This is a genomic window from Arthrobacter sp. V1I9, assembly GCF_030817075.1.
Classification (GTDB): domain Bacteria; phylum Actinomycetota; class Actinomycetes; order Actinomycetales; family Micrococcaceae; genus Arthrobacter.
This window is the reverse complement of the sequence record NZ_JAUSYU010000001.1, coordinates 2,094,824-2,117,340: the sequence shown is the minus strand read 5'-3', so window position 1 is coordinate 2,117,340 and position 22,517 is coordinate 2,094,824. Positions and strand designations below refer to the sequence as shown.

The 22,517-nt window shown below is 64.7% G+C and carries 12 protein-coding genes, 1 tRNA gene and 2 pseudogenes; 8 read left to right on the top strand and 7 right to left on the bottom strand.

Annotated features, from left to right (window positions below; translation table 11 throughout):
- The first annotated feature begins 19 nt into the window (after positions 1 to 19).
- The 3 genes and pseudogenes from gltB (at position 20) to pyk (ending at position 7,639) form a co-directional block, all read left to right on the top strand.
- Positions 20 to 4,634: pseudogene (gltB, locus tag QFZ70_RS10035) on the top strand (glutamate synthase large subunit).
- Entirely contained in the window at positions 4,627 to 6,084 is a 1,458-nt protein-coding gene (locus QFZ70_RS10030; protein WP_307095307.1) for a glutamate synthase subunit beta, read from the top strand. Before gltB ends, QFZ70_RS10030 begins: the two are co-directional and overlap by 8 nt.
- Positions 6,085 to 6,148: 64 nt before the next feature.
- Positions 6,149 to 7,639: a pyruvate kinase gene (pyk, locus tag QFZ70_RS10025; RefSeq protein ID WP_307095306.1), complete on the top strand. Its 1,491-nt coding sequence runs from the start codon at positions 6,149 to 6,151 to the stop codon at positions 7,637 to 7,639.
- A 102-nt stretch (positions 7,640 to 7,741) separates the two neighbouring features.
- Here the strand turns inward: pyk and QFZ70_RS10020 are convergent, their stop codons facing one another.
- Positions 7,742 to 8,347 carry an ANTAR domain-containing response regulator gene (locus QFZ70_RS10020; RefSeq protein ID WP_163163231.1) on the bottom strand — a complete coding sequence of 202 codons (606 nt, stop codon included), beginning with the start codon at positions 8,345 to 8,347 and terminating at the stop codon, positions 7,742 to 7,744.
- 203 nt (positions 8,348 to 8,550) lie between these two features.
- Here QFZ70_RS10020 and QFZ70_RS10015 point away from each other — a divergent pair.
- Positions 8,551 to 8,632 (top strand) — tRNA-Leu (locus tag QFZ70_RS10015).
- Between the two features lie 401 nt (positions 8,633 to 9,033).
- Positions 9,034 to 11,175, top strand: coding sequence for a glycogen debranching N-terminal domain-containing protein (locus tag QFZ70_RS10010; RefSeq protein WP_307095305.1), 2,142 nt, complete (start codon positions 9,034 to 9,036; stop codon positions 11,173 to 11,175).
- Between the two features lie 348 nt (positions 11,176 to 11,523).
- On the opposite strand, the gene pntB is transcribed toward QFZ70_RS10010, so the two are convergent.
- The 6 genes and pseudogenes from pntB to QFZ70_RS09980 all read right to left on the bottom strand — a co-directional run bounded on the left by pntB (position 11,524) and on the right by QFZ70_RS09980 (position 19,504).
- Positions 11,524 to 13,002 carry a Re/Si-specific NAD(P)(+) transhydrogenase subunit beta gene (gene pntB / locus QFZ70_RS10005; RefSeq protein ID WP_307095303.1) on the bottom strand — a complete coding sequence of 493 codons (1,479 nt, stop codon included), beginning with the start codon at positions 13,000 to 13,002 and terminating at the stop codon, positions 11,524 to 11,526.
- Positions 12,999 to 14,552, bottom strand: a complete 1,554-nt coding sequence (locus QFZ70_RS10000) for a Re/Si-specific NAD(P)(+) transhydrogenase subunit alpha (protein WP_307095301.1) — start codon at positions 14,550 to 14,552, stop codon at positions 12,999 to 13,001. The genes pntB and QFZ70_RS10000 overlap by 4 nt, the downstream gene beginning before the upstream one ends.
- 123 nt (positions 14,553 to 14,675) lie before the next feature.
- Positions 14,676 to 15,635, bottom strand: coding sequence for a D-glycerate dehydrogenase (locus QFZ70_RS09995; RefSeq protein ID WP_307095300.1), 960 nt, complete (start codon positions 15,633 to 15,635; stop codon positions 14,676 to 14,678).
- The gene (locus QFZ70_RS09990; RefSeq protein ID WP_307095298.1) at positions 15,632 to 16,831 is read right to left on the bottom strand and encodes a pyridoxal phosphate-dependent aminotransferase; all 1,200 of its coding nucleotides are present in this window, start codon (positions 16,829 to 16,831) and stop codon (positions 15,632 to 15,634) included. Before QFZ70_RS09990 ends, QFZ70_RS09995 begins: the two co-directional genes overlap by 4 nt.
- 622 nt (positions 16,832 to 17,453) lie before the next feature.
- Positions 17,454 to 17,745 (bottom strand): annotated as a pseudogene (locus QFZ70_RS09985) (BCCT family transporter); the annotation flags it as partial.
- Positions 17,746 to 17,914: 169 nt separating this feature from the next.
- A complete protein-coding gene (locus QFZ70_RS09980; protein ID WP_307095297.1) occupies positions 17,915 to 19,504 on the bottom strand; it encodes an FG-GAP-like repeat-containing protein in 1,590 nt (529 codons plus the stop codon).
- 471 nt (positions 19,505 to 19,975) lie between these two features.
- On the opposite strand from QFZ70_RS09980, the gene QFZ70_RS09975 reads away from it, so the two are divergent.
- The 3 genes from QFZ70_RS09975 to QFZ70_RS09965 are packed head-to-tail and all read left to right on the top strand — an operon-like array spanning position 19,976 to position 22,379.
- Positions 19,976 to 20,251, top strand: a complete 276-nt coding sequence (locus QFZ70_RS09975; protein ID WP_307095296.1) for a BatC protein — start codon at positions 19,976 to 19,978, stop codon at positions 20,249 to 20,251.
- Between the two features lie 42 nt (positions 20,252 to 20,293).
- On the top strand, positions 20,294 to 21,460 hold the full coding sequence (locus tag QFZ70_RS09970; RefSeq protein ID WP_373461677.1) for a cupin domain-containing protein: 1,167 nt from the start codon (positions 20,294 to 20,296) through the stop codon (positions 21,458 to 21,460).
- Complete coding sequence (locus tag QFZ70_RS09965) at positions 21,393 to 22,379, top strand: sucrase ferredoxin (RefSeq protein ID WP_307095292.1); 987 nt, start codon at positions 21,393 to 21,395, stop codon at positions 22,377 to 22,379. Before QFZ70_RS09970 ends, QFZ70_RS09965 begins: the two co-directional genes overlap by 68 nt.
- The last annotated feature ends 138 nt before the right edge of the window (positions 22,380 to 22,517 follow it).

Sequence of the window (22,517 nt, the reverse complement as noted above, 5' to 3'; positions counted from 1 at the left end):
AGGAGGAAGGACGTCTCCCATGACCCAAACTCTTCACACTCCCAGCTGGTCCGAACCGGATCAGCCTGAGACTGCCATGTCGCCATTCAAGCGCTTCGCGGCTCTCCCGGAGGCGAGCGGGCTGTACAACCCGGAGCAGGAGAAGGACGCCTGCGGTCTTGCGATCATCGCCACGCTCCGCGGCGAGCCCGGCTACGACATTGTGGACGCCGCCCTCACCGCCCTGCGCAACCTCGAGCACCGCGGTGCCGTGGGCGCGGACGAAGGTACGGGTGACGGTGCGGGCCTCCTGATGCAGATCCCGGACGAGTTCTTCCGCGCGGTCACCGAGTTCGAACTTCACCGCCCCCGGCCAGTACGTGGCAGGCACCGCCTTCCTCCCCGCCGAACAGCGGGAGGCCGACGCCGCCAAGGCAGGGATCGAGGGCCTCGCGGCTGACGAGGGCCTGACGGTCCTCGGCTGGCGTGAGGTGCCCATCGTCGCCGACCTCGTCGGTGCCATGGCCCGCGCCTGCATGCCGTACTTCTCCCAGCCCTTCCTGGCGTCCGCCACCGGCGAGGAACTGGACCGCAACGAACTGGACTCCCGCGCCTGGCGGATCCGCAAGCGTGCCCAGAACAAGTTCGGCGTCTACTTCCCCTCGCTGTCCTCCCGGACCATCGTGTACAAGGGCATGCTCACCACGGCCCAGCTCGAGCCGTTCTACCCGGACCTCTCCGACAAGCGCTTCAAGACCAAGCTGGCGATCGTCCACTCCCGCTTCTCCACCAACACGTTCCCGTCCTGGCCGCTGGCCCAGCCCTTCCGCACCATCGCGCACAACGGTGAGATCAACACCGTCAAGGGCAACCGGAACTGGATGCGCGCCCGCCAGTCCCAGCTCGCCAACCCGCTGCTGGGTGACTCCCCGGAAGAGCTGTACCCCATCTGCACCCCCGGCGCCTCGGACTCCGCGTCCTTCGATGAGGTAGCCGAGTTGCTCTGGCTCTCCGGCCGCCCCATCACGCACTCGATCATGATGATGATCCCCGAGGCCTGGGAAAACCACGCCACCATGGATCCGGCCCGGCGTGCGTTTTATGAATACCACTCCCTGCTGATGGAACCGTGGGACGGCCCGGCAGCCGTTTCCTTCACCGACGGAAACCTCGTGGGCGCCACCCTGGACCGCAACGGCCTGCGCCCGGGACGCTACTGGATCACCGAGGACGGCCTGATCGTCTTCGCCTCCGAGGTGGGCGTCATCGACGTCGAACCCTCCAAGGTGGTCAAGAAGGGCCGCGTGTCCCCGGGGAAGATGTTCCTCGTGGACACCGAGTCCGGCCGCATCATCGACGATGAAGAGGTCAAGGCCGAAGTAGCCGCCGCCAACCCGTGGGCGGAGTGGGTCAAGGACAACCTGATTGACCTCAAGAACCTTCCCGAGCGCGAGCACGTGGTCCACACGGCCGCTTCGGTGAACATCCGCCAGCGCACCTTCGGCTACACCACCGAGGAACTGAAGATCCTGCTCGGCCCGATGGCACGCACCGGCGCAGAGCCGCTGGGCGCAATGGGCTCGGACACCCCAGTGGCCGTGCTGTCCAAGCGCCCCCGCCTGCTCTTCGATTACTTCGTGCAGTCCTTCGCGCAGGTGACCAACCCGCCGCTGGATGCCATCCGTGAAGAGCTGGTCACGTCGCTGACCTGTGCCATCGGCCCCAACGGCAACCTCCTGGACACCAAGCAGGTCCGCCAGCCCCAGGTCCAGCTGCCGTTCCCGGTGATCAACAACGACCAGCTCGCCAAGATCGCCAACATGGAAGACGCAGACGGCTTCCGCGTGGCCATGAAGGTCCGCGGGCTCTACCGCCCGGAAGGCGGCGAGAACGCGCTCCGCGCCAGGCTCACCGAAATCTGCGAGCAGGTCTCCGGCGCCATCAACCGCGGCGTCCAGTACATCGTGCTTTCCGACCGTGACTCCAACGCGCAGTGGGCGCCCATCCCGTCCCTGCTGCTGGTCAGCGCCGTCCACCACCACCTGCTGCGCAGCGCCAACCGCACCAAGACCGCCCTGGTGGTCGAGGCCGGCGACGTCCGCGAGACGCACCACGTCGCGGTTCTGATCGGCTACGGCGCCTCCGCCGTCAACCCGTACCTGGCCATGGAATCGGTGGAGCAGCTGATTGCTGCCGGCGACGTCACCGGCGTAACACCGCAGGACGGCGTCTACAACCTGATCAAGGGCCTCGGCAAGGGCGTCCTGAAGATCATGTCCAAGATGGGCATCTCCACCGTTGCGTCCTACACAGGCGCCCAGACGTTCGAAGCGCTTGGCCTCGGGCAGGAGCTGGTGGATGAGTTCTTCGCCGGCACCCACTCCCAGCTCGGCGGCGTGGGTCTGGACGTCATCGCGGCCGAGGTATCGGCGCGCCACCAGATGGCGTACCCGGAGGGCGGCATCGAGCAGCCGCACCGCCCGCTCCTTGGTGGCGGCGAGTACCAATGGCGCCGCGACGGCGAGCCCCACCTGTTCAACCCGGAGACCGTCTTCCGGCTGCAGCACGCCACGCGTGAGCGCCGCTATGACATCTTCAAGGCCTACACCAGGGGAGTGGACGACCAGTCCCAGAACCTGATGACCCTCCGCGGCCTGCTCAGGTTCAAGAACGAGCGCCCGGCTGTTCCGCTCGAGGAAGTGGAGCCGGTCTCCAGCATCGTCAAGCGGTTCTCCACCGGCGCGATGAGCTACGGCTCCATCTCGCAGGAGGCCCACGAGACGCTGGCCATCGCCATGAACCAGTTGGGCGGCAAGTCCAACACCGGTGAAGGCGGCGAGGACGTGGACCGTCTTCTCGATCCGAAGCGCCGGTCCGCAGTCAAGCAGATCGCCTCAGGCCGCTTCGGCGTCACGAGCCTCTACCTGACCAACGCCGACGACATCCAGATCAAGATGGCGCAGGGCGCAAAGCCCGGCGAGGGCGGCCAGCTCATGGCGCAGAAGGTTTACCCGTGGGTGGCCCGCACCCGCCACTCGACCCCCGGCGTCGGACTGATCTCCCCGCCCCCGCACCACGACATCTACTCCATCGAGGACCTCGCGCAGCTCATCTATGATGCCAAGCGCGCCAACCCCTCGGCCCGGGTACACGTCAAGCTGGTGTCGGAAGTCGGGATCGGCACCGTGGCGTCGGGCGTGACCAAGGCGAAGGCCGACGTCGTACTCGTCTCCGGCCACGACGGTGGAACCGGCGCCTCGCCGCTGAACTCGCTCAAGCACGCCGGTGTCCCGTGGGAGCTCGGCCTCGCCGAGACACAGCAGACGCTGATGCTCAACGGCCTGCGCGACCGCGTGGTGGTGCAGGTGGACGGCCAGCTCAAGACCGGCCGCGACGTGGTCATTGCCGCGTTGCTGGGCGGCGAGGAGTTCGGCTTCGCCACCGCCCCGTTGGTGGTGGAAGGCTGCATCATGATGCGCGTCTGCCACCTGGACACCTGCCCCGTGGGCGTCGCCACGCAGAACCCGGAACTGCGGGCACGCTTCACCGGCAAGCCGGAATTCGTGGTCAACTTCTTCGAGTTCCTGGCCGAGGAAGTCCGCGAAATCCTTGCCGAGCTGGGCTTCCGCAGCCTCGAAGAGGCCATCGGCCACGCTGAGGTCCTGGACACCCGCGAAGCCGTCAACCACTGGAAGGCCGACGGCCTGGACCTGGATCCGATCCTGCACGGGCTGGAGTTCGACGACGATGCCCCGCTGCGGAACATGACCGGCCAGAACCACGAGCTGGACAAGCACTTCGACCAGCGGCTGATCACCATGGCTACAGAGGCCCTGACTGACCGCAGCCCGGTGAAGATCTCCGTTGACGTGATCAATACTGACCGCTCCGTGGGCACCATGCTGGGCCATGTGGTTACCAAAACGTTCAGCACGGACGTTCTCGCCACGGACACCATCGACGTCACCCTCAGCGGCACCGCCGGCCAGTCCCTGGGCGCCTTCCTGCCCGCGGGCATCACCCTGCGGCTGTTCGGCGACTCCAACGACTACGTGGGCAAGGGCCTGTCGGGTGGACGCATCATCGTCCGGCCGGACCGCACCAACGTGTTCACGGCGGAGACCAACGTCATCGCCGGCAACGTGATCGGGTACGGCGCCACGAGCGGCGAAATGTTCCTGCGCGGCCAGGTGGGCGAACGCTTCCTGGTCCGCAACTCAGGTGCCACCGCCGTCGTCGAAGGCATCGGCGACCATGGCTGCGAGTACATGACCGGCGGCCAGACCGTGATCATCGGGCGCACCGGACGCAACTTCGGTGCCGGCATGTCCGGCGGTACCGCCTACGTCCTTGACCTGGACGCTGCCAAGGTCAATAAGGATGCCCTGCAGTCCGGTGAACTCCAACTCCGCGAGTTGGACGCCGAGGACCGCGACATCGTGCACGGACTCCTGGTCAAGCACGTTGAAGAAACTGACTCCCAGCTGGCCGCGCGGCTCCTCGAGAACTTCGATGACACAGCTGCCCGCATTACCAAGGTGCTGCCGCGCGACTACGCGGCGGTGCTGCAAACCCGTCTCGACGCCATCGAAGAGGGCCTGGACCCCGACGGCGAAGAAGTGTGGTCCCGAATCCTGGAGGTAACCGGTGGCTGATCCACGCGGATTTTTGAAAGTACGCCAGCGTGAAACCCAGCCGCGGCGTCCCGTTCCCGTCCGCATCATGGACTGGAAGGAAGTGTACGAGGCGCAGGAGAAGGGCACCCTGAAGGCCCAGGCGGGCCGCTGCATGGACTGCGGCGTGCCGTTCTGCCACCAGGGCTGCCCGCTGGGCAACCTCATTCCCGAGTGGAACGACCTCATGTGGCGGGATAAGGGCGAGGAAGCCATCGAGCGGCTCCACGCCACGAACAACTTCCCGGAGTTCACCGGCCGGCTGTGCCCGGCGCCGTGCGAGGCGTCCTGCGTGCTGGGGATCAACCAGCCTGCCGTGACCATCAAGCAGGTGGAAGTCTCCATCATCGACGAAGCCTGGGACAACGGCTGGGTCACCCCGCTGCCTCCGGCACGCCTGACCGGTAAGACGGTTGCCGTCGTCGGCTCCGGACCTGCCGGCCTGGCCGTCGCGCAGCAGCTGACGCGGGTGGGCCACACCGTTGCCGTGTACGAGCGGGACGAGAAGATCGGCGGCCTGCTGCGGTACGGCATCCCCGACTTCAAGATGGAAAAAGAGCAGGTTGACCGCCGCGTCGAGCAGATGAAGGCGGAGGGAACCCGTTTCCGCACCGGAGTATCGGTAGGTACGGACGTTACCTGGGAGCAGCTGCGGAGGCGCTACGACGCCGTCGTGGTCTGCACGGGCGCTACTGTTCCGCGTGACCTGCCCATCCCGGGCCGCGACCTGGAAGGTGTCCACTTCGCGATGGACTACCTGGTCCCGGCAAACCGCGTGGTGGCGGGCGAGACCGTGGAAAACCAGATCCACGCCCAGGGCAAGCACGTGGTGATCCTAGGCGGCGGCGATACCGGAGCCGACTGCCTCGGCACCGCCCACCGCCACGGTGCTGCATCAGTGACCACCCTTGCCATCGGCAAGCAGCCCCCGGCCGAGCGGGCGGGCCACCAGCCGTGGCCGACGTTCCCCACGCTGTTTGAGATGGCCAGCGCGCACGAAGAAGGCGGCGAGCGGACCTACCTTGCGTCCACCGTTGAGTTTGTTGGCGAGAACGGCCAGCTGACCGGCGTGAAGGTTGCCGAGACGGAGTTCGTTGACGGCAAGCGCCTGCCCAAGGCCGGCACCGAGCGGATCATCCCCGCGGACCTGGTCTTCCTGTCCCTGGGCTTCACCGGGGCTGAACCGGCGGGCATCACCGAACAGGTGAATGCCGAATTCGATGGCCGCGGCAACGTGTCCCGCGACGGCTACTACATGACCAACACTGAGGGTGTTTTTGTTGCCGGTGACGCCGGCCGCGGGCAGTCCCTCATCGTCTGGGCCATCGCCGAAGGACGCGCCGCCGCAGCCGCGGTGGACAAGTACCTGATGGGAAGCACCATCCTGCCCGCACCCGTAGCACCGACCGACCGGGCCATCGCCGTCCTCTAGGGCAGCATCGAGGGTTCAGCTCCACTAAAACTTAACCAATGCAGCAAACTACTAGGGTAGGTATATGAGACGCGCTAAAATTGTGGCCACTTTCGGCCCGGCAATCGCCAGCTACGAAAACACCCTCGCGGTGCTGGAGGCCGGCGTTGACGTCGCCCGCATGAACATGAGCCACGGCGACTACTCCGTGCACGACAACACGTATGAGAACGTCCGCAAGGCAGCCACCGACCTCGGCAAGCCTGTTGCAATCATGGCCGACCTGCAGGGCCCGAAGATCCGCCTGGGCCGTTTTGTGGATGGCCCGCACGCCCTCGCCGTGGGTGACACGTTCACCATCACCACCGAGGACGTTCCCGGTACCAAGGACATCTGCTCCACCACGCTGAAGAGCCTCACCGAGGACGTCAACGTGGGGGACGCCCTGCTGATCGACGACGGTAAGGTGGCGCTGCGCGCCACTGCTGTTGATGACGTCAAGGTTGTCACCGAGGTGACCGTGGGCGGCATGGTGTCCAACAACAAGGGCATCAACCTTCCCGGCGTGGCCGTCAACGTGCCGGCTCTGAGTGAAAAGGACGAGGACGACCTCCGCTGGGCCATGCGCCGCGGGGTTGACCTGGTGGCGCTCTCATTCGTCCGCGACGCCTCGGACATCGTCCGCGTCCACGAGATCATGGACGAAGAAGGCCGCCGCGTGCCGGTCATCGCCAAGATCGAGAAGCCGCAGGCAGTTGAGCAGCTCCACGAGATTGTGGATGCTTTCGATGCGATCATGGTGGCGCGTGGCGACCTGGGCGTTGAGCTTCCGTTGGAGGAAGTGCCCATCGTGCAGAAGCGCGCCATCGAATTGGCCCGCCGCTGGGCCAAGCCCGTCATCGTGGCCACCCAGGTTCTCGAATCCATGATCGACAACCCGCGGCCCACCCGTGCAGAGGCATCAGACTGCGCCAACGCTGTCCTGGACGGCGCGGACGCGGTCATGCTGTCCGGCGAGACCAGCGTGGGACAGTACCCCATCGAGACCGTCAAGGTTATGGCCCGGATCATCGAATCCACCGAGGTCCACGGCCTGGAGCGCGTCCCCCCGCTGGGCACCAAGCCCAAGACCCGTGGCGGCGCCATCACCCGTGCCGCCGTCGAAATCGCCGACCAGCTGGACGCCAAGTACATCTGTGCGTTTACCCAGTCCGGTGATTCCGCCCGCCGTCTTTCCCGCCTGCGGCCCATCAAGCCGGTCTTCGCCTTCACTCCGGTGGAGCAGGTCTGGAACCAGCTGGCGCTGACCTGGGGTATCCAGCCGGTGCTGGTCCAGATGGTGGACCACACCGACGCGATGACCGCGCAGGTGGACAGCAGCCTTACGGAAATGGGGCTCGTGGAGGACGGTGACCTTGTGGTCATTGCCGCCGGTTCCCCTCCGGGAAAGGCAGGGTCCACCAACTCGCTGAAGGTGCACAAGGTGGGGGACCTCGCCGACTCCACGTATGCGGGAGAAGCCTCCAGCAACAAGGAAAAGCTCGGCCCCTGGCCGGAAAAGAAGAAGAAGGCCTAGGTCTTCGAGTAACAAAAAGGACCCCTGCCGGTTGGCAGGGGTCCTTTTCGTTGTGCTGCGGTGATTGAGCCTGTTTCAATCAGCAGGCCCAATGGGGCGACGCTAGTTGACCTGGTTGATGATGGTCTCGGCGACTTCGCGCATGCTGAGTCGGCGGTCCATGGAGGTCTTCTGGATCCAGCGGAAGGCTTCGGGTTCCGTGAGGCCCATCTTGGTGGTGAGGAGGCTCTTGGCGCGTTCTACGAGCTTGCGGGTGGCGAACTGCTCCTGGAGGTCGGAGACTTCGCTTTCGAGCGCCTTGATCTCCTCGTGGCGGGAGAGGGCGATTTCCAGCGCCGGGATGAGGTCGGCGGGCGTGAAGGGCTTCACCACGTAGGCCATGGCGCCGGCGTCGCGGGCACGCTCCACGAGTTCCTTCTGGCTGAACGCGGTCAGCAGCACCACGGGGGCGATGCGGGCTTTAACGATCTTTTCTGCTGCGGAGATGCCGTCCATGACGGGCATCTTGACGTCCATCAGGACCAGGTCCGGCTTCAGTTCCTCAGCAAGCTGGACGGCCTTCTCACCGTTGTCCGCTTCGCCGATGACGTCGTAGCCTTCGCCGCGCAGGATTTCGATGATGTCGAGGCGGATGAGGGTTTCATCCTCGGCCACAACGACGCGGCGCGCCGGCTGGGACGTGGGTTTTGACTCCGTCTGTTCAGTCACGGGATCTCCTTGGAAAGGTACGGCGGGGACATCACTATCTTAGGTGCGCCCGGTCCTGTACTTGATCTGCATGGTCAGTTGCGGCGACGGCGGCGCGATTCTGGAATTCAGCCTATCTGCATGTAGAGTAATTCCGCGTACGTGAAGCGATCGCGTTGCTCACAATCAGCTGTGGGCGTACGGTTTTGGTTCATGTATTCCGCGCCCGAGTGGCGGAATTGGCAGACGCGCCGCACTCAAAATGCGGTATCGAAAGGTGTGTGGGTTCGAGTCCCACCTCGGGCACAGTGTTTCCGCAGGTCAGAGGCTTCTTCGGCATTTAGTGTGTCCAAAGCTTGACACGGCGCCAAGTCGGGGTGTGGCGGGGACACAATCATGTCGGGAGAGTCAAGAGGCTATGCTGCTTTCCCGGTTTGGGTGCGTGGCCGTTTCTGAACGCTCGAACGCCGACGGATGCTTCCGGCCTGTTCCAACGACGTGTTCGAGCCATTGCGATGCTCGGTCGACGACGCGCGGCTGCTGTACGACCCCCACCTGCTGGAGATTGTCGGCGGCGTACCAGGGCTGTTGACCAGGATGTGCTCGACGACGTCCTGCCGCTGCTGCGCACCTCCCCTTTCATCAGCCCTGCCTGAGGCGTAGCGTCTATTCCGCCGGGAACGGTTGCAGCCGTCAAAGGAGCGGACATGGCTGGATGGAATGCAGACACAGCGGCGGGGCCTGTGGGGGAGGGAACCGTAACGCTGGTGGAAGGCTCATCTTTCTGCATCTCCGCCGCCAATGGCGACATCCACCCGGAACTTCCCCACGGTGTGTTCCACGAGGACACCCGGATCCTGTGCGGGTGGAGCATGACGGTGAACGGCCAGTCGCTCGAGCCGCTGGCCGCCGAAACGAAGGAACCCTACCGGGCACTGTTCATCGGCCGCGTTCCGCGCGGGGACGGATACGCGGACAGCCCTCTGATCGTGGAGCGCCTGCGGGAAGTGGCTGCCGGAGTGGTTGAGGAAATCACCATTCGCAACTACTCCGCAGAGCCGGTGGAGTGCAGCATCTCCGTCGGCGTCGATTCGGACTTCGCGGACCTGTTCGAGGTAAAGGAGGCGAGGGTCCAGCGGCGCTGGGAGGTCGTCCGTGGAGCCGACGGAGATTCCCTGATTATCAGCGCTGCCTGGCAGGACCTGCGGAAGGCTGTTCTGGTGCGGGGACGCGGGGCCGTAGCCACCGCCGGTGCGCTCACGTACCAAGCGACGGTACCCGGTTACGGCCACTGGGGCACGCGGCTGAGCGTCGCACCGGCCGGGCAGCACAACGTTTCGCGCCCTGTCCGGCATGGCACCTCACCGAGCGACCGGCGGCACCAGGAGTGGGTCACGAAGATTCCCAGGCTGCAGATGACCAACCGGTCCATAGAGCGGACGCTGCGTCGCAGTTACGACGACCTCGGAGCACTTCGCATCGAGGACCCTGCGCATCCGGAGCGGATTGTGGTGGCCGCGGGAGCACCGTGGTTCATGACGTTGTTTGGGCGTGACTCGCTGTGGGCTTCCGAAATGGCCCTTCCTGTGGACCCGTCACTGGCTCTTGGCACCTTGCAGACCCTGGCTGACCGCCAGGGCAAGGTGGTGGACCCGGTAAATGAGGAGGAACCCGGGAAGATCCTTCACGAGGTACGGCTGGGGGTGTCCTCCGGGCTGGCTCTGGGCGGCAAGTCGGTCTATTACGGCAGCGTGGACGCCACTCCCCAGTTTGTGATGACCTTGGCCTCCGTCAGCCGGTGGGGCTTCGCGAAGGACACCATCACCGCCCTCCTGCCCAACGCGGACCGCGCGCTGGACTGGGTCCGGAACTACGGCGACAAGGACGGAGACGGCTTCGTCGAGTACTCCCGCCTCAATGACCAGGGCCTGCTCAACCAGGGTTGGAAGGACTCGTGGGACGGCATCAACTTCGCCGACGGCACCCTGGCGGAGCCGCCCATAGCACTTTGTGAGGTGCAGGCGATGGTGTACTCCGCGCTGCTGTCACGGGCGTGGATGGCGTACGACGGCGGCGACGCGCCTTTGGCGGCGCAGCTCACGGAAGAGGCGGCGGCGCTGAAGAAGAAGTTTAACGAAGCGTTCTGGCTGCCGGAACGCGGCTACTTCGCTGTAGCGCTGGACGGCAGGAAGCGCCAGGTGGATGCCTGTGCCTCAAACATGGGCCAGTGCCTGTGGCACGGCATAGTTGACGATGACAAGGTGCCGCTGGTGGCCGAGCGGCTGATGTCACCGGAGATGTTCAGCGGATGGGGCGTCCGGACCCTTGCCACGGATATGGGTGCCTACAACCCGGCAAGCTACCACAACGGGTCTGTCTGGCCGCATGACAACGCGATCACCGCGGCGGGCCTCATGCGCTACGGATTCGTGGAGGAGGCGCAACGGATCGCTACGGCCCTGCTTGAAGCGGCGGACTACTCCGACGGGCGGCTCCCGGAACTGTTCTGCGGTTTCAGCCGGGAACAGGTGGCTGAACCGGTGCCGTACCCCACCGCCTGCTCACCCCAGGCGTGGGCGGCAACTACCCCCATCATGCTGATCACCAGCCTGATGCGGTACGACGCCCACGTTTCGCGGGGCGGCTTCTGGATGGATCCGGCCCTGCCGGAGTCCTACGGGGACCTGCACATTACCAACGCACCACTGGCCGGCGGCCGGATCACCATTGACATCACCCACTCGGCGCCGTCGGTGCAGGGCATGCCGGAGGGCATCACATTCCACCGTGAACACCGGCCGTGGCTGACCGAGCTTATTTCGCAGGCCGGACTCGACGTCAAAGGCTAAAGCGCCCAGCCGGCGTCGTCACACAAGCTGCGGAGGGCGCGGAGGTATTGCCCACGGACGCGGCCGCCCGTGCGGAGTGGCTATGGGCTCAGTTCCGGCCTAGTCCTTCCGCTGCTGATGCTCCAATAATTCGTGATTGCAGTGCAGCAACAACTCGTGTCTGTAGTGAAGGCCTATCCAAGGAGATGCTGCATAGTCGTCAATGCCAAAAGCCTGCGCAAAAAGTGCGTCTTCAGCGCCAAGGCCCTGATTGGGCCTACCTGGTGCTAGTGCTGTCTGAGCCCCGCTATGGACTGCTGATCGTCGTCTGGGCATGGTCTCTCTTCTCATCTTCGAAGGTGCGTTGGGTCAGAAGGCGCGGAGGATGTCTTCGACGCGTTGTTTGGCGTCGCCGAAGAGCATTTGGGAGTTGTCGCGGAAGAACAGGGGGTTCTGGACGCCGGCGTAGCCTGCGGCCATGGAGCGTTTAAACACGATGACGTTCTCGGCTTCCCAGACTTTGAGGACGGGCATGCCCGCGATGGGGCTTCCCGGGTCCTCGGCGGCGGCGGGATTAACGGTGTCGTTCGCGCCGATGACCAGGACCACGGAGGTTTCGCCGAGGTCGTCGTTGATTTCGTCCATTTCCAGGACAATGTCGTACGGGACTTTGGCTTCGGCCAGGAGAACGTTCATGTGTCCTGGCAGGCGCCCGGCGACCGGATGGATGCCGAACTTGACGTTCACGCCGCGTTCGCGCAACTGGTGTGCCAGTTCAGCGACGGGGTACTGGGCCTGGGCCACCGCCATGCCATAGCCGGGGGTGATGACCACGCTGGAGGCGTTGGTCAGCATTTCCGCTGTCGCCTCTGCAGTGATCTCGCGGTGCTCGCCTTGGTCCGTGTCCCCAGTACTGGCGGGGGCGGCGATGCCGAAGCCGCCGGCGATCACGGAGATAAAGGACCGGTTCATGGCCTTGCACATGATGTAGGAAAGGTACGCACCCGAGGAGCCGACCAGGGCGCCGGTGATGATCAACAGGTCGTTGTTCAGGAGGAAGCCCGCCGCCGCTGCGGCCCAGCCCGAGTAGCTGTTGAGCATGGACACCACCACTGGCATGTCACCGCCGCCTATGGAGGCGACCAGGTGCCAGCCCAGCCCCAGGGCAAGGACGGTGACAACGATAAGGAGCCACAGCTGGGAGTCGTTGACGTACCAGACGGTCAGGGCGACGAACACAACGAGGGCGCCAAGGTTGATCGCGTTCTTGCCTGGCAGCATCAGGGGCGAGGACTTCATCCGGGCCGAGAGTTTCAGGAACGCCACGATCGAGCCGGTGAACGTCACCGCTCCGATGAACACCCCGATGAACACCTCGGCGTGGTGGATCGCCATCAGGTCGGAAGACAACGCGGGAGCTTCGAGGTGCCCGTTCCAGCCCACCAGGACCGCGGCGAGGCCGACGAAGCTGTGCAGCAGTGCGATGAGTTCGGGCATGCCGGTCATTTCGACCACCCGGGCGCGCCAGAGTCCGATGGCCCCGCCGACCAGAACCGCGGCGACCAGCAGGCCCAGACCGGTCAGGGCGTGGCCGGTTCCCCATGCGTCCTGCAGGGTTAGCCAGATCGTGGCCGCAAGGGCGATGACCATGCCCGTGATGCCGTAAGCGACCCCGGCGCGGGCTTTCTCGTGCTTGCTCAGCCCGGCGAGGCTGAGGATGAACAGCAGGGCCGCGACGATGTAGGCCGCCCCCGCGATGGAGTCGGCGGTCAGCGGACCGGAGACGGCGTCGGTCACAGTAAAGCTCCTCGTAATTGTTGCTGCTGCTGTTTCGGGAAGGGCGCTCATGAACGTGCCTTCCCGGCCGAGAACATGGCGAGCATCCGCCGGGTGACGGCGAAGCCACCGAAAATGTTTATGCTGGCCAGCAGCACCGCGACGGCGGCGAGCACCTGCATCACGATGTTGTCGGAGGTGACCTGCAGCAGCGCGCCAACGACGATGATCCCCGAGATCGCGTTCGTAACAGACATCAGCGGGGTGTGCAGGGCATGGTGAACTTTCCCGATCACATAGAAACCGACAACAACCGAGAGCATCAGTACCGTGAAGTGCTGAGGCAGCGGCGCCGGAGCAACCGCGTTGATGCTGAACAACGCGGCGATGCCCGCGGCGAACAACCCGGCCTTACCGGCGGCGCTGAGGCCCTGCTTCTTCTTCGGCGCAGGACTTTCGGCAACTTCAGCCTGGGTCTTGGCCGCCGGTGCGGCCGAAACCTGGACCGGCGGTGGCGGCCATGTCTTCTCTCCCTCGCGGACCACCGTCACCGACCGCTGCACCACATCTGCGAAGTCAAGCCGCAGCTGACCGTCTTTGTCCGGGGTCAGGAGCTTTAGCAGGTTCACCAGATTCGTTCCGTACAGCTGGGACGCCTGCGCCGGAAGACGCGCCGGAAGATCCGTATACCCCAGAATCACCACACCGTTCTCCGTGACCACCCGTTCCCCAGCGACGGAACCTTCCACATTCCCGCCCTGTCCGGCAGCCATATCCACGATGACACTGCCGGATTTCATCGCTGCTACATCGTCCGCCGTGAGCAGCTTCGGAGCGGGCCGGCCCGGGATCAGGGCCGTGGTGATGACGATGTCGACATCGGCCGCCTGCTCGGTGTAGATTTCGGCTGCGCGCCTGTTGTACGCCTCGGACGTTGCTTTTGCATACCCGTCAGAGGACTTCATCTCCTCCTCTACCTCAACCTTGAGGTAGGTACCACCAATCGACTTCACCTGATCCGCCACCTCTGGCCGCGGATCAGTAGCGCGAACGATGGCGCCCAGGCTGCTAGCAGCACCAATTGCCGCCAAGCCGGCGACACCGGCTCCGGCGACGAGGACCTTCGCCGGTGGGACCTTGCCCGCTGCCGTGACCTGCCCGGTGAAAAACCGGCCAAACTCATGCGCGGCCTCAATCACGGCACGATACCCGGCGATGTTCGCCATCGAACTGAGTACATCCATCGACTGAGCCCGCGAGATCCGCGGCACCGCATCCAAAGCTAAAGCGGTGATCGGACGCGCCGCCAACGCCTCCACCAATTCCGGCCGCAACCCCGGGCTAAGCATCCCGATAAGAGTGGCACCGTCAGCGAGGCGGCCAATCTCATCCTCGGTGGGCGGATTGACCCGCAGCACAACGTCGCTGCCCCACGCCTCATCAGCCCCGACAAGCAAGGCACCAGCATCGACATAAGCATCGTCCGGGAACGACGCCAACTCACCCGCACCCTTCTCGACTACAACGTCGTAGCCCAAACCCAACAACTGTTTCACGGTGACAGGAGTTGCTGCCACCCTCGTTTCGCCACCCAACTCGGCCACGATGCCTATACGCGTCAATATTTTCTCTCTCTAGGTTGTGTTGCCCGGAAGGTGCGCCGCCGGGACAGCAGTTGCTCCACTAGGGCAAGGGCAGTGCAAACGGCTGAGACGTTGTGCCTTTGTCAGTCCGCCCGGTTGCCGCTAATTGATCGGCGTGGCCGGTTGTTCGCCGCTGAGAAGGGCGAGCACGTTGTCTGCGGCGAGCATCGCCATAGCGGTGCGGGTTTCGACAGTGGCGGAGCCGAGGTGGGGCACGAGCACGACGTTTTCGAGCTCGAGCAATCCGGGATGAACGTCGGGCTCTTTCTCGAAAACGTCGAGACCCGCGCCCGCGATTTGGCCCTCGCGGAGGGCGGAAGCGAGGGCTGCTTCGTCGATGATCGGCCCTCGCGCGGTGTTGATGAGGTACGCCGAATCCTTCATCGCCGCGAGTTGCCCGGCACCGATCAGGTGATGGGTGGCCTGCCCGTAGGGGCAGTGCAGGGAGACGACGTCGGAGATGGCCAGCAACTCAGCGAGATCGACCCGCCGGGCACCCAGGTTGGCTGCGGTCGCGGGGTCGATCTCACTGCGGGACTGATAGACGATTTCCATTCCGAAGGCTTTGGCCCGGCGGGCGGTCGCCCGGCCGATGCCGCCCATACCGACGACGCCGAGGGTCTTGCCTTGCAGGCTGCTGCCGAGCAGGAAGAACATGCCCCACTTCCAGGCTTGGCCGGAGCGGATGAGCCGTTCCCCCTCGGCGAGTCGGCGGGTCGTCGAAAGGATGAGGCCGAACGCGATGTCGGCCGTGGCCTCTGTGAGCACACCCGGTGTGTTGGTGGCTAGGACGCCCCGCTCGGTGCAGGCGGGCACGTCGATGTTGTCGTAACCCACGGCAACGTTCGCGACGACCTTGAGTTGTGGGCCGGCGGCGTCGAGCAGTTCGGCGTCAATGCGTTCGGTCAGCAGGCTCACCACGGCATCGGCACCCTCTACCCGGCGCAGCAGCTCCTCGCGGCCGATCGACTCCGGAGCCTCCCAGGCATCGACTTCGTGCTCGGTACGCAGCTTCTCAAGTGCGGCTTCGGGTACCCGTCCCGTGACGACGACCCGGCTCATGCCGTCTCGATCCACTTGCGCAGGCGGCCGAGGCCATCGTGGATATCGGTGACGTCGATGCCCGAGTAGGCGAGCCGGATATACTGCCGCTCTTCGCCGGGCTGGCGGCGGCCGAAATGCTCACGCGTGCAGAAGGAGACGCCGGTTTCGTGCAGCGCTGCGGAGGCGAAATCGCCGACTGCCGTATAACCCATGCGCTTCATGGCCTCGGTGACATCGGGGAACAGGTAGAACGTCGACTGCGGCACCGCGACATGTACGCCGGAGATGTCGTTGACGAGTTCACATGCGGCATCCCGGCGCCCACGCAGAATGTCGAGCATCTGCTGCACGGGTTCCTGGCTACCGCGCAGCGCTTCGATGCCGGCCCACTGCACGTAGTGCGTCGTGCACGACTCATCGTTGGTGTTAAGTGTGCTGAGGATTTTGGCGATCTCGATTGGGGCGACGGCACAGCCCAGGCGGGATCCGGTCATGGCGAACTTCTTGCTGAAGGTGTACAGGATCACGGTGCGCTCAGCCATGCCGGGAAGCGACGCGATCGAGCTCGAGAGACCCTCGTAGCGCGTCTCGAAGTACGCCTCATCGGAGAGCACCCAGAGGTCGTGCTCCTGCGCGAGCTGAGCGATTGACTCCCGCTCAGCAGCGGTCGACTCGGCCGAGATGGGGTTCTGCAGGTCGTTGTAGATGATTGCGACAGTATTGGGTGTGATTGATGCGCGGACCTGGTCGAGATCGATCGCGAAGCCCTGGGGCGTGGGCAGGTAACGGTAAGGCACGGCCTTGCCACCGAGGTACTCGATCTGTGATTCGTAGATCGGGAAGCCGGGGTTCGGGTAGAGCACTTCCTGGCCAGGGTTCATGACCGCCTGCAGGAACTTGGTGATAACGGGTTTGCCGCCCGTCATCACCACCACGTTGTCCGGTGAAAACTGGATCCCTCGGCGGGCTCCGATATCTTCTGCAAGGGCCTCCCGCAACTGCGGGATGCCCGGGCCGGGGCAATAGCCGGTATAGCCGTCGGCGATCGCCCGGTTCATGGCTTCGACGATATGCGGGGCGGTAGGGATGTTGATGTCGCCCAGATGGAAGGGGTAAACGCGGTTCCCCCTCGCTTTCCAGGCGGCGGCCGCTTGGGCGACGCTGAAGGCGGTTTCAGTGCCCAGCCGTTCGAGCCGGTGCGCGAGTTGCTTCATGCTGTTCTACTCCTCATCGAGTGGACGATCGATCCTTCAGCGGATCCAAACCGTTATAGAACTTATATATCAGTTCAGAGAAATAAATATACCGTTGATGTATCCCAACGGAAAGGTTCCCTTTCTAAGGCGGTGATTCTTAGTTCCCGGAACAGTTCGGGACGCTTGGTCACCTGCCGCTTTCCGCCGTCGTACTCTAATGCGTCGGGCGGGGCGCCCTCCCGCAGGCGCTGATCCTGCCCATACTGCAGGCCGTCTGCGGCCTGCAGTATGGGCAGCGAAGGTTGCTGGGATGCCTGCCTGAATGTAATCACCGCCTAGGGCGATGCCGGGCGGCGGGTGTGGCCGCGGTCAGCGGACGCCGAGATCGCTGTCAACGTGCGAACCCGGGCGTTTTTCGGTACCGTGCTGGCAATTGCAGCCAGTATCCAGCTGCAGCCGAACGGTCACCGGACTCGACACTTCGAGCCGGATGTCAACATGTTTTTTCCCTTGCTGCTAAGGTGCAGAATCGTTTCTTGGTCGTCGCTACAGCTCATGCGATTACCTGCTGATGCAGGGAGAGTGGATATGCCCAAGAAGGTGCGAGCCACCGGTGCGGGTTGCTACCGACGGTAAACGGCTACTTACTGTCCCGGTCTACATGCCGGGGTGCGACGGTGGGAATGCTTGCGGTATGTGTGCCGCCGTTGTGGGAATCTGGGTCCGGGCATGATTCAGCGCAGTCATGCTTCATGACCAGATCGAATTGAATGCCGCCGTGCTGTTCCGGCCTGGATGGTCCGTTCTACCACCGGTGTCGCCAAGCGTCTGCGCAATGACAGAGGATCGTGGCGCAGGTCCTTTGCCAGGGCAAAGCAGAGCAGGAACATAACGACGATGAACGGCAGCGCCGCTACGATCGTGATCCTTTTCTTGCTTTAGCGTGTTGACATGGCTTGTGGTTGCGTCCCTCTGACGTTTGGGGGCGGTAGCAGGAGCCGTTGTCGGTCAGGACCCGGCGGACGGTGACGCGGCCGCGTTGAAGGACACGTTTGCGCCGGCCCGGAAGGCGGCCGCGAAGCCGCATCAAACCGGGCGCTGTCAGAAGAGCGGTGAGAGCCCGTTCCAGCCCGGACCCACCTGGACCCGCGAAAGGAAGCCGCCGGTGCCGTTGCCGGGGTAGAGCCACAGCACGCCGGCACCGTCGCGGGCCAGCAGGTCGGGACGGCGGTCGCCGTTGAAGTCGCCAGGGCTTACGGCGGCGGTCATCACATTCCATCCGCTGCCCACCCTGCTCCGGGGCAGCCAGCCGCCCGCTCCGTTCCCGCGGTACAGCCACAGGACTCCCGTTGCGCTCTCCCGCGCCAGGACGTCGGCTGCCCCGTCGCTGTTCATGTCCCCTGGGCCGACGATGGCGCTGAAGATGTTCCAGCCGCCGCCGAGGAGAACCCGGGGCAGGAAACCGCCGCTGCCGTTGCCGCGGTACAGCCATAGATTCCCGTTGCGGGTTTCCCTCGCCAGGACATCGACCCGCTGGTCGCCATTGAAATCGCCGGGGCCGACGATGGCGCTGAAGATGTTCCAGCCGTTGCCGATGCGGACCCGGGACAGGAAGCCGCCGGTGCCGTTGCCACGGTAGAGCCACAGGTAGCCGGTGGCAGTTTCCCGGGCAAGGACGTCCAGCGCGCCGTCCCCGTTGAAGTCGCCCGGCGTCTCGAGAGAGTTGAAGATGTTCCAGCCATTGCCGATGGACATGCTGGGGAGCCGGCCTCCGCGGCCGTTCCCGGGGTACATCCGCAACTCGCCGGTGGCTGGCAGGCGGGCGAGGATGTCACTGTTCCAGTCGCTGTTGAAGTCCGCGGTCGACCCGGAGAGGCTCGATGCCGGAATGGGCAAAGGCGTGAACGCATAGGGATCGCAGGTCAGGTCGTAGTCCCGGGTGTCGTCGTACCACTGCGAAATGTAGACACGTCCACCCGAGAAACTCGGCTGACGGCAGCGGTCCAGTGCCTCGCCGGGATAGTCCAGCCTGCCGGCCGTTGCCCACACCGGGACGCCTGGCAGCCGCCACGAGCCAGTGATGCTGGCCCACCCTGACGCAAACGAGTAGAGGCCGTACGAGAATTTCGCATCCCGCAGGGCGCGCATGATGCCCTCGATGATGTACCGGTTTTCGCGCTGCTGGGCTGCGGTAGCCGTGGGCCAGGGCTGGGCCGGCCGGGGCTCAACGTCGATCCACACCACCCGCGGCGCAAAGCCCACCCGGGCCAGGCTGGCGATGGCGAACCGCGCTTCGGCGTACCCCACGTTGGACAGCTGGCCTGCGCGGGTGGTGGAGGACCAGGGCCCCTGCGTCCGGTAGGCGGAGAGCTGTCCGGGCGTGGGGAAAGCCGCCATGGCGTACGCCTGCGCGGGCTTGTTGTTGGTCCTGGCCCAGCCTACCTGGCTTGCCAGGCACGGGTTCTCGGTGAAGGGCAGCCCCTTCGTCAGCCCGATGATGACGAACTGGGACGATGCGGGCGGCAGGGGCAGACCAAAGCCGTCAGCCGCCGTCGAGCATTGCGGCCATGAGATATCGTGGCCCCTCAGGGACACAGCCTGGGCGGAAGGCGCGCCGGGGACGAAACCCAGGAGGAGTGCGAGGAACGCGAGCACGGCCGTAAGGGCCCGCATCCCCAATGCCCGGATCATGCTGGCCGCCCGCCTTCGGATGCTCCCAGCGGGCAACTGCATGTGTCCCGCCTCAGGGCCACGGCTACCAGCCCCTGGATTCCAGCGCAGGGGATTCAAGCTCTGCATGACGAACTTCAGCGTCCATCGCTGCCGCTCCTTTGCTTTCACCCAGTTTACGGTCGGGGGCGGCGGGCTGCTAGCTAGATGTATTGACCTGAAAGGTCAGCCACCAGCCAGTTTGCGCGCGCCTGTTGCATCCGTCCGGGGATATTGACATGACCTGGGCCAGCATTGACCATGACGAGCCCGGCAAGGCGATTCCATCGTTGTACCAGGGTGCCGGGACCTGAGTTGGAGAAAAGGGTTGTTCCCAGGGCTGTCCCGTGCGGTTAGGGTGATCACGGGTGGTGCCGATGAGGGGTCGCCCGGGTGGGAAATCAGGTGCCAGTAATGGAGCTGATTCTAGTGATTCGATTCTTGGGAGGAAGCATGACCAGTCCAGAGCAGGATCCAAGCCAGCAGGAAGGCCCCGCGGACGGTGGCGCGGACGGCGTCCCCGGCATGCACGACGGCGGTGCCGATGGTGGTGCTGACAGCGGTGCCGACGGTGGTGCTGACAGCGGTGCCGACGGTGGTGCTGACAGCGGTGCCGATGGTGGTGCTGACAGCGGGGCCGATGGAGGCGCTGACAGCGGTGCCGACGGTGGTGCTGACAGTGGCGCCGACGGCGGTGCCGATGGGGGAGCCGCGGAACGGGGCCTCTAAGTTTTGAGCACCACCCGCACGGACTTTCAGGACCCCGACGCCTTGGAAAGCGGCGGGGTCCTAGAGTCGCGCTTGATTAGGATGGGCCGTGAGAGGTTCGCTGACGACGTCTGGGGGCGCACAGCGTTGCTCACGCGTGGCGCAGGCGACTTCTCTGATCTGTTCTCGGCCGCGGCCGTTGATGAACTGATCTCTCGCCGTGGACTGCGCACTCCTTTTCTCCGCGTTGCCAAGGGCGGCTCTACATCTCCCGACTCGTCATTTACCTCCCCAGCCGGCGTCGGCGCCACCATCTCTGACCAGCTCGACGACACAGCGCTGTGGCGCAAATTCGCCGACGGTGCCACGCTTGTGCTGCAGGCACTGCACCGCACATGGGAGCCTGTCGCGGACTTCAGCAGCAGGCTAAGCACCGAGCTCGGACATCCGGTGCAGGCCAATGCCTACATCACGCCACCTCAGAACCGTGGGTTCGACGATCACTACGACGTGCACGACGTTTTCGTCATGCAGATCGAGGGGACAAAGCGCTGGATCATCCATGAACCGGTTCACGCGGACCCGTTGCGTGATCAACCCTGGACCGATCGCCGCTCCGCCGTGGCTGAGGCCGCGAAAGGCGAGGCCTATATCAACACGGTGCTTGAGCCAGGGGATGTCCTTTACCTGCCGCGTGGCTGGTTGCATGCCGCGCAGGCGCAGGGCGAAATCTCCATCCACCTCACCCTTGGAATCCACAGCTGGACCCGCTACGCATTGGCCGAACAACTCGCCCAGGCCGCACTCGCTGCGCTGTGCGACGATCCCGAGATGCGCCGGTCATTGCCGTTGGGCGTCGACGGACCAGACGGGGAGATCGACGTAGTCCGTGAGCGCCTCGCCGCTGCTGTTGTCGAGGCTGAAACCAGTTCTTTGTTCCACCGCACCCGGCGAGGACAGGGACGTCCCGCGCCGCTGGGACCGCTGGCCCAGCTCGCGGCTGTCGAAAGCCTAAGCCCCCAGTCCGTGGTGCGGCTTCGCGATGCACTGGAAGCACGGCTCGAGGGACCGCGCCTGTCCACACGCGTGGGTTGGCTGGACTTCCCGGAGGCCGATCTGCCATCTGTGATGCGCGCGCTGGACGGGGAGGTTCACACCGCGGGTGATCTCGGCGTCGAACTTGTTAAAAGACTGTTGCGCGCGGGGGTCCTCGTTCCCGTTGAACAATGATCCAGACAGTGAGTTCGCCACAGTGGCGGCCACAGAGCGCTTTTTCTGCTCTGAAGGCGCCCGCTTGCGCGGTGATCCGATTGCAGGCACAGGGTCGCATGGTCTTGTCTGGGTCCTCATCGAGTACCGGGGCGGGTGGCCTCTCAACGGCTTCGAAGGGCTTGATCTAGACCCTGAGATCAAAGCACTCGTGCTCTCCGCCGCGAAAGCGGCGCGGGCGCGGGTGCTGCTGGTGAGACGGCCCGGCCCTCGCCGCCGTGAGGGTCAGAGCCATTGGGCAGTACTGCAGCATGAGGATTCGGGCGCCTATCGTCAGCACTGGGGAACGTGGGGCAAGGATGGCGATCTGGCGGAGATTGCCAGAGCTCTCAGCCTTCCCGGGACGCTCGGCTATCCGCCTGTCATCCTGGTCTGCACTCACAGTCAACATGACCAATGCTGTGCAGTGTGGGGACGGCCCGTTGGACGTGTGCTGAGTGAGCGGTGGCCGGAGCTAGTTTGGGAATGTTCGCATGTGGGAGGTGACAGGTTCGCAGCCAACGTAGTGGTCGCACCCGACGGTGTCTACTACGGAAATCTGGACGTGGACTCATCCGTCGCCACGATCGAAGAACACCTTGCGGGCCGTATCCACGCGGAGCATTTACGCGGGTACACAGATCTCGTCCCAGCACAGCAGACCGCCGTGGCGGCCACGCTCAGTCGTTTCGGCCCGGCCGGCCGGAATGACTACAAGGTGGTCGAGACCTCCCGCAACGGTGATCACTGGCGGATCCGTATTACCGGATCCCCTCCTCACCCCGCGCGCATCGACATCGAACTACGTGCTCACCGCGGCCCGCGATCCCGGCTAACCTGCCGCGGACCGGCGATGAGCTCGGCCATGGTTTACGAGCTCATTTCAATACGCGCGGTCTAAGGGACGCGACGTTGTGTTCGGCTGCGCCGCCCTGCCGACCGCACCGGCTAGGAGCGCTGACCGGAAGCGCGTTCAGTACGACGAGAACTGCCGCGCCCCCCAAAGGGAGGGCACGGCAATCGCTTGGACTCGCTCAAA